General features: G+C 68.6%; 2 protein-coding genes. One reads left to right on the top strand and one right to left on the bottom strand.

Annotated elements, in window-relative coordinates; translation table 11 throughout:
- On the top strand, positions 1 to 516 hold a 516-nt coding region (locus AC1DYI_RS35930), incomplete at its 5' end, for an efflux RND transporter permease subunit (protein ID WP_477208866.1).
- Between the two features lie 12 nt (positions 517 to 528).
- Here the strand turns inward: AC1DYI_RS35930 and AC1DYI_RS35925 are convergent.
- A partial coding sequence (locus AC1DYI_RS35925; RefSeq protein ID WP_477208865.1) for an acyltransferase occupies positions 529 to 1304 on the bottom strand: 776 nt, incomplete at its 5' end.

Raw genomic sequence — 1304 nt, 5'->3', positions numbered from 1 at the left:
GTCCTGCTCTACCTGCTGTTTCGCTCGGTGGGCGACGCGGTGCTGGTGATGGCGGCGGTACCGTTTTCACTCGTGGGCGGTTTCTGGCTGGTGTGGGCGCTCGGCCACGCCGTGTCGGTGGCCACGGCGGTGGGCTTCATCGCGCTGGCTGGCGTGGCGGCGGAGTTCGGCGTGGTGATGCAGGTCTACTTGAGCCAGGCATGGCAACGGCGGCTCGCGGCAGGTGAGCCCGACAACGAGCAGACGCTGCTCGCTGCCATTCGCGAAGGCGCTGTCTTGCGCGTGCGGCCGAAGGCGATGACCGTGGCGGTGGTGATGGCAGGCCTGCTGCCGATCATGTGGGGCGGCGGCACCGGGTCAGAGGTCATGACCCGGATTGCCGCGCCGATGGTCGGTGGCATGGTGACGGCGCCGCTGCTCAGCATGCTGGTCATCCCCGCGGTGTGGTACCTGCTGCGTCGTCGACGCCCGTTCGGCGAAAGCGAGCCTGCGGCTGACGGGCGGCAGCCCGATTGACTGGACGCGACCTCAGCGCGAAGCCGGGTGCTCTGGCTGCGGCGTGGGATCGGGTGCTGATGGCGCTTCGCCGGCGCGATGGCGATCGAGTTGGGACTCGATGAGCCGATCCTTGTCAGCCCACTGTTCGTCGACCCAGGCACGCACGCGCTGGCGATACGCCTTGTCGCGCACGAGATCGCCACCCACCACGTCGGCGGGTACGGCGCGCTGGCGAACATGTACCTCGACGGCGCCGGCCCGGGCGCACAGCAAGTCCCAGAAGCGGGGCGCGCCGTCCGGGTAGACGATGGTCACGTCCAGCAGCGCTTCGAATTGTTCGCCCATCGTCGCCAGCGCCACGCCCAGGCCGCCGGACTTGGGCACCAGCAGGTGGCGATAGGGGCTGCGTTGCGCCGCGTGCTTGGCCGATGTGAAACGCGTGCCCTCGGCGAAGTTGATGACCGCCGTGGGAATGCGCTTGAACTTCTCGCAGGCGCGGCGAGTGGTCGCCAGATCGTCTCGGCCGGTGCCGCGGCCGCGGTGCATGAACGGGAAGTCCAGCGCCCACCAGGCCAGGCCGATCACCGGCACCCAGATCAGTTCGCGCTTCAGGAAGAACTTCAGGAACGGGATGCGACCGTGGAAGACGCGTTGCAACACGAGGATGTCGACCCAGCTCTGGTGGTTGCTGGAGACCAGGTACCAGCCGCGCGGGTTCAGCCCTTCGAGTCCGCTGGTCAGCCAGGGGCTCGAATCCGCCGCGGCAAGCCAGGCGTTGTTCACCGCCACCCAGCACGACGCCAGGC

Source organism: Ideonella sp. P3_A4, assembly GCF_056403075.1.
The sequence above is the reverse complement of the archived record's forward strand: the minus strand, read 5'-3'. Positions and strand labels throughout refer to the sequence as shown.